This is a genomic window from Blautia sp. MCC270 (assembly GCF_018785605.1).
Classification (GTDB): Bacteria; Bacillota; Clostridia; order Lachnospirales; family Lachnospiraceae; genus Blautia_A; species Blautia_A fusiformis.
Genome location: NZ_WQQD01000035.1, coordinates 1 through 6,435 on the forward strand (window position 1 = coordinate 1; position 6,435 = coordinate 6,435).

7 protein-coding genes and 1 pseudogene are annotated in these 6,435 nt (G+C 42.8%); 6 read left to right on the forward strand and 2 right to left on the reverse strand.

What is annotated here, in order from left to right:
* Positions 1-239: 239 nt before the first annotated feature.
* Complete coding sequence (locus GPK58_RS10125; RefSeq protein WP_022426343.1) at positions 240-470, reverse strand: alpha/beta-type small acid-soluble spore protein; 231 nt, start codon at positions 468-470, stop codon at positions 240-242.
* A 475-nt stretch (positions 471-945) separates the two neighbouring features.
* Between GPK58_RS10125 and GPK58_RS10130 the strand changes: the two are divergent.
* The 5 genes and pseudogenes from GPK58_RS10130 to GPK58_RS10150 all read left to right on the forward strand — a co-directional run.
* Positions 946-1,575, forward strand: a pseudogene (locus GPK58_RS10130) (DNA/RNA non-specific endonuclease); the annotation flags it as partial.
* Positions 1,576-1,750: 175 nt separating this feature from the next.
* Entirely contained in the window at positions 1,751-2,146 is a 396-nt protein-coding gene (locus GPK58_RS10135) for a methylglyoxal synthase (RefSeq protein ID WP_015524908.1), read from the forward strand.
* The gene (gene rsmD, locus GPK58_RS10140) at positions 2,143-2,691 is read left to right on the forward strand and encodes a 16S rRNA (guanine(966)-N(2))-methyltransferase RsmD (RefSeq protein WP_015524909.1); all 549 of its coding nucleotides are present in this window, start codon (positions 2,143-2,145) and stop codon (positions 2,689-2,691) included. Before GPK58_RS10135 ends, rsmD begins: the two co-directional genes overlap by 4 nt.
* A 15-nt stretch (positions 2,692-2,706) precedes the next feature.
* The gene (coaD, locus tag GPK58_RS10145) at positions 2,707-3,201 is read left to right on the forward strand and encodes a pantetheine-phosphate adenylyltransferase (RefSeq protein ID WP_015524910.1); all 495 of its coding nucleotides are present in this window, start codon (positions 2,707-2,709) and stop codon (positions 3,199-3,201) included.
* Positions 3,202-3,213: 12 nt separating this feature from the next.
* Positions 3,214-3,852 (forward strand): hypothetical protein, encoded by a 639-nt coding sequence (locus GPK58_RS10150; protein WP_015524911.1) that lies wholly within the window; start codon positions 3,214-3,216, stop codon positions 3,850-3,852.
* On the opposite strand, the gene GPK58_RS10155 is transcribed toward GPK58_RS10150, so the two are convergent.
* Positions 3,829-4,764, reverse strand: coding sequence for a hypothetical protein (locus GPK58_RS10155; protein ID WP_215638598.1), 936 nt, complete (start codon positions 4,762-4,764; stop codon positions 3,829-3,831). The genes GPK58_RS10150 and GPK58_RS10155 overlap by 24 nt on opposite strands.
* 82 nt (positions 4,765-4,846) lie before the next feature.
* Here GPK58_RS10155 and GPK58_RS10160 point away from each other — a divergent pair, with 82 nt between their 5' ends.
* Positions 4,847-6,292 (forward strand): aminoacyl-histidine dipeptidase, encoded by a 1,446-nt coding sequence (locus tag GPK58_RS10160; protein WP_215638599.1) that lies wholly within the window; start codon positions 4,847-4,849, stop codon positions 6,290-6,292.
* Positions 6,293-6,435: the final 143 nt, after the last annotated feature.

A 6,435-nucleotide genomic window follows, 5' to 3' on the forward strand; every position in this document is an offset into this window, starting at 1 on the left:
ATTGCAGTACCGTAAGGTGTTTGCCAATGCAGTAGTGGGAGAAGCAAGAATCCCCCTGCTTTAGCTGTGGGGAGTGTCAATGTTTGTATAATGTGTGGATATGTTTGTGAAATAAGATCTCTTTTTATATAAAATAAAAAGATGTTGTCTGGCAGGTTTTCAGTTCTGTCAGACAGCATCTTTTTTGCATGAGCTTAGATCAACTCAGCATAGCAATGAAACTACCTGCGCGTACAGATTTAGTACTGCTGGCCGCCCTGGGAGCTGCCGGACATCTGGCGTTCCTGTGCCTCAATCATCTTTTTGACCATATATCCGCCTACGGATCCATTCTGTTTGGAAGTCAGGTTTCCGTTGTATCCGTCTGTAAGCGGAACACCCAGCTCGTTTGCTACCTCATATTTGAAACGGTCAAGTGCGCCCTTTGCTTCCGGTACAACTGCTTTGTTAGAAGAAGTGTTACTTGGCATAATTCATTTCCTCCTTGGTTGTTATTTGGTTTACTGTTACATTGCTAGTATATGAAAACCATAAAATAATACACTGGCAGTTAAAGGAAATTTAACATATAAAAATATTTCTGTTCATAAATTATACCGCAGTAAAAACCGAATGTATGGTTGCTTTTTGACTGGAATTGCGGTTATAATAATCTCTGCATCACATATAATATCTGTCAGACAAAAAAAGTAAGGGAGTCCCGTGAAAAAGAAGCGTTATCCTACATACAAGCGAAAATATAAACGAAAAAAACAGCTCAGGCGAAAAATACTCACAGCCATTATCCTGTGTGTCATCCTTGCAGTATGTAATGGCTGGATGCCGCCGCGGAGCCTGAAAGAGGTAAAAGATCAAAGCCGGATCTTCGGACAGGTATTTCTTACATATATAGAAGAAAATGCACAGATCCTCTGGGAAGATATTTCGGAATCCGCTTCCGATGCAGTGACAGGATTACTGAAACAATCTCAGACGAAGACAGGAGGGCAGACAGAATCTGTTTCTCTGGATCAGATTCCGGAATACAGCGGCAGTCCATATGTGGAGATCAATAGAAATGTACCCTCTTTTTCTGATGAAAAAAGCGCAGGACCTGCATACGAATTTTATAGTGAACTAGATTCCCTGGGGCGCTGTGGTTATGCAGAATCCAAGGTCACACCGGAGCTGATGCCTGATGAAGAGCGAGGAGCCATCGGAATGGTGAAGCCTACAGGATGGCATACTGTAAAATATGAAAATGTAGATGGCAGGTATCTGTATAATCGCTGCCATCTTATCGGATATCAGCTGACTGGAGAGAATGCAAACAGGAAAAATCTTATCACAGGAACCAGATATCTCAATGTGACGGGAATGCTTCCTTTTGAAAATGAGGTTGCAGATTACGTGCACAGTACAGGAAATCCCTGCATGTATCGTGTAACTCCGTTTTTTAAGGGAAATGAACTGGTAGCCCGGGGTGTGGAAATGGAAGCCGAATCCGTTAAAGACCAGAAGATATCTTTCCATGTTTTTGTTTATAACATACAGCCGGGAATTGAAATTGATTATACTACAGGAAACAGCTGGGAAGAATAGAGTATATGGAGCAACGCCGTGGAAAATATTAATTTTTCATGAATTTACATGAATTAAATTGCACTTTTTTGGGCGTTATGCTAGAATCAGTTACAGAGTTATATGATTTTACCTATATAAAGGGGAGAAAAGGGATGTAACCCAAGGGCAGAGAATGGAGAGGTGAATTATGAATTTAGGAATTATTGCGCATAACAGTAAGAAAGTTCTGATTGAAGACTTCTGTATTGCATACAAGAATATCCTTGCCAAACATGAAGTATATGCAACCGGAACAACAGGAAGAAGAATTGAGGAAGCAACCAGTCTTCACGTTCACAAGTTTCTTGCCGGAAGTATAGGCGGAGACAAGCAGTTTATGGAGATGGTAGAGCGTCAGGATCTGGATATGGTGATCCTGTTTTATAACCCTGTCATGATGGACCCGGTAGAGCCGGATATCATGAGCATTGTCAAACGCTGCGACCAGTACAACATTCCGGTTGCTACAAATATTGCCACTGCGGAACTTCTGATCCTTGGACTGGCCCGCGGTGATCTGGATTGGAGATTAAATCTGAAATGAGAGTCATAGCAGGAAAAGCACGTAGATTAAACTTAAAAACCATTCCCGGAAATGAGACACGACCAACAACAGACCGTATTAAGGAAACTCTTTTTAACATTCTCCAGCCTGAAATACCGGGTTGTCGGTTTCTGGATCTGTTTTCCGGAAGCGGAGCGATCGGTATTGAAGCTCTGAGCCGTGGAGCCGAGTATGCCGTGTTTGTGGAAAAAAATCCCAAAGCATGCACTTGTATCCGCGAAAATCTTTCATTTACAAAACTCACGGATGGTGGTAAACTGCTGAACATGGATGTGCTTCAGGCACTGCGTTCACTGGAAGGCGGAGAACCATTTGACTGTATTTTTATGGATGCACCATACGAACAGCATCTGGAACAACCAGTCCTTGAGTATCTGGCTGACAGCACTCTTGCAGATGAAAACACGCTGATCGTTGTGGAGGAAGATCTACATACGGATTTTTCTTATGTAGAGGACCTTGGATATCATCTGGTACGTTCCAAGGAATATAAAACCAACAAGCATGTTTTCCTAAAAAAATGAAAGAGAGACAGACATATGATAACAGCAGTATACCCGGGAAGCTTTGACCCGGCAACCTATGGCCATCTTGACATCATTAAGCGGGCAAGCATTTCATTTGACCGGGTTATAGTGGGAGTTTTGCATAATTCTGCAAAAAGTCCGTTGTTTTCTGTAGAAGAACGTGTTAAGATACTAACAAAGGCGACAAAAGATATCCCGAATGTGGAGGTGAAAGCATTCGAGGGCCTGTCAGTGAACTTTGCGCGGGAAAACCATGCCCAGGTGATCGTTCGAGGGCTTCGTGCTGTCACGGATTTTGAATATGAACTGCAGATGGCCCAGACTAATCGTGTTCTGGCACCGGATGTGGACACCGTTTTTCTTACAACCAGTCTGGAATATGCATACTTAAGCTCCACGATCATGAAAGAAGTTGCTAATTTCGGAGGAGATCTGAGCAAATTCGCTCCACGTGAGATTACGGATGCAGTCGAAGAGAAATTGAAAAAAAGAGAAACAGAGAAATAAGGAGAGTGTATTATGAGCAGCAGAATTGAACAGATTATTCAGGAGATTGAAGAGTATGTGGACAGCTGTAAATTCCAGCCCCTTTCCACTACCAAGATCGTAGTGAACAAAGAAGAGATTGAGGAGTATTTACGTGAACTTCGTCTGAAAACTCCGGATGAGATCAAACGTTATCAGAAGATCATCAGCAATAAGGATGCGATCCTTGAGGATGCTCAGGCTAAAGCTGACAGTCTGATCGCAGATGCTCAGGCCAAAGCTCAGGAACTTGTTACACAGCATGAGATCATGCAGAAAGCATATGCACAGGCAAATGAGACCATAAATGCTGCAAACAAGCAGGCTCAGGAGATTCTTGATTCTGCAACACAGGATGCAAACAGCATTCGTCTCAGTGCGATCACATACACAGATGATATGATGGCTAATATCGGTTCTGTCCTGAATCAGACACTTGAAGATGCCGGTGGTAAATACAAAGCATTTATTGATGCTCTGCAGAGCTGCCTTGAGGTTGTTAATCATAATCGTCAGGAGCTTGCACCACAGACTGCTCAGGCAGCGGCAATCTCCAATACTTTCCAGGATGATGACAGTTCTTCTATAACAAAAGAAGACGAAGATCTGTTAGACGATATCGGAGAAAACTAGGATCAGGAATATCGCACTGGCGTTCAGACATTTTGAAATAGCGTAGGGGATCAGTGACAAACTGTTTTCCAATACGCTTTTTGTCTGAGCCATGACGCAAAAGCCACCAAAAGAAGTCAGGAGCATAGAAGCAAGGTATCTGCTTTTCCATGGCAGTGGTGCGTCGGCAATCTGTTTCAGCCCGGTAGTTAGTTCCAGTGGTGCTGTGAACAGCATACAGCTTTGTGCATGAAATGGCCAGTAAAAGCTGATACTGGCGAGTATCAGTGAGAAGAGGAGAATATAGCCCCCGAGACGTGTGATGGTTTCAAATCCGTCCATGATCGAGACATCCAGGATGGCTCCTATGGAGTCCTGTTGGTATGTCTCTTTTTTTATCTTGTTTACGCAGACAGAGTCCACGGTATGCCCGCGATATACAACGAAACGAAAAAACAGCATACAAAAGAGATCTGCCGCCAGAAAAGTGAGGACCATCTGTACTGCTGATATCTTATTTTTCAAGAGTATCCCGGAAAGATAGGAAATGATAAATGCGGGACTTGCATTGCAGCTAAACGTAAGAAGATATTCCCCTTCTCTGCGGGAAATCTGCTGGTCTATGTACAGATCATGTGCCAGTTTGGCTCCCATAGGATATCCGCATAACAGACCCAGGATCAGAACATAGGCTCCAGCAGGTGAAAGCCCGAAAAACGTTTTCCAGAAGAAAGCAGATGGTTTCAGAAGCTTCCGGACATTTCCAGTTTTTAATAATGCTCCTGTCAGGATCAGAAATGGCAGCAGAGTGGGAATCATGATATTCAACCACAATCCAAGTCCATTTTTTACTCCGGTAAGAGCTTCTTTTGGGTGAAAAAGCAGAAAAAGCAACAGGCAGATATAGAAAAATATGATTATTTTTCGTTTCATAAAAACAGGTCCTTGCTTTTTTTACAGTATATGATTATTATAAAAGACAAATGAATTTATGAAGCAGAAGGAGGCAGAATTTATGCCAGTATTAGAAAATTGTGAACCAAAGAGAGTTTTTCATTATTTTGAAGAAATCTGCAAGATTCCTCATGGTTCCAGAAATACAAAACAGATCAGTGATTTCCTTGTGGAATTCGCGAAGGATCATGGATTCAGATATGTACAGGATGAGCTGAATAATGTAGTGATCTACAAGCCAGGCACATCAGGATATGAGAATTCTCCCACAGTGATCATCCAGGGACACATGGACATGGTATGTGAAAAACGACCGGATGTAGATCATGATTTTACAAAAGATGGTTTGAACATCTCTGTAAAAGATGGTTATATCACAGCCAACGGAACAACTCTTGGCGGTGATGATGGTATTGCAGTTGCTTATGGCCTTGCTCTTCTTGACAGTACAGATATTCCACACCCTCCTCTTGAAGTACTGTTCACGGTTGATGAGGAGATTGGTCTTCTTGGTGCAGTCGGTCTGGACTGCAGCGTGCTGAAGGGAAGAAGATTTATCAATCTGGATTCTGAAGCGGAGGGAAGTCTCTGGATCAGCTGTGCCGGCGGTCTTTCCGGTATCAGCCATATCCCTGTCCAGCGCGTAGAAGGAGAAGGAGAAAAGGTACAGGTCAAAGTCTGTGGGCTTATGGGCGGACATTCCGGTGCCGAGATTGACAAGAACAGAGCGAATGCCAATAAACTTATGGGACGGTTTCTTTACGGACTTAAGAAAAAAGCGGAATATGCCCTTATTTCTCTTACAGGCGGACAGAAAGACAATGCCATTACAAGAGAGTGCACCGCAGAATTTCTTACGGATTCCGTTGCTGAGGTAAAAGCTTACGCAAAAGAGCTCCAGGAGCAGCTCCGTGAAGAATATACTGGTTCTGACGAAAACATTACTTTTGAAATAACAGAAAAGGGTACTGCAACAGCAGAGGTTCTTCATCCTACAAGTCAGGAAAAGATCGTATTTTATCTGCAGAATGTACCATTCGGAATCCAGAAAATGAGCGGAACCATCAAAGGCCTGGTGGAAACCTCCAGCAATATCGGTATCCTCCGTCTGGATAGGGACGAGCTTTTTGCAAGTTCCAGTGTAAGAAGCTCTGTAGACGCTGCATGCAGTGCATTATCTGATAAGATTGAATATCTCACAGAATTTCTTGGTGGTGACTATGAAGTACAGGGTGCATACCCGGCATGGGAGTACAGAAAGGAATCTCCATTACGAGATAAAATGGTTGCAGTTTTTGAGGAAATGTACGGACATAAGCCTGAAGTCGTAGCGATCCACGCAGGCCTTGAATGCGGGCTTTTCTATAAAAAAATGGAAGGACTGGACTGTGTATCCCTTGGACCGGATATGAAGGATATCCATACATCCGAGGAGGTTCTCAGCATTGCTTCCACAGAAAGAGTATGGAACTATCTTGTACAGGTTCTCAAAAATCTGAAAGACTGATCCCGTTCGGAGTATGTTCGAACTTTTACCCTGGAGAGACGTAAGGTTTCTCCAGGGTATTTTTATGCCCTGATAAAAAATATTCATAAAATACAGAATTATACATATATATAGATTTGTGGATGCATCACACAAAAAGGAAA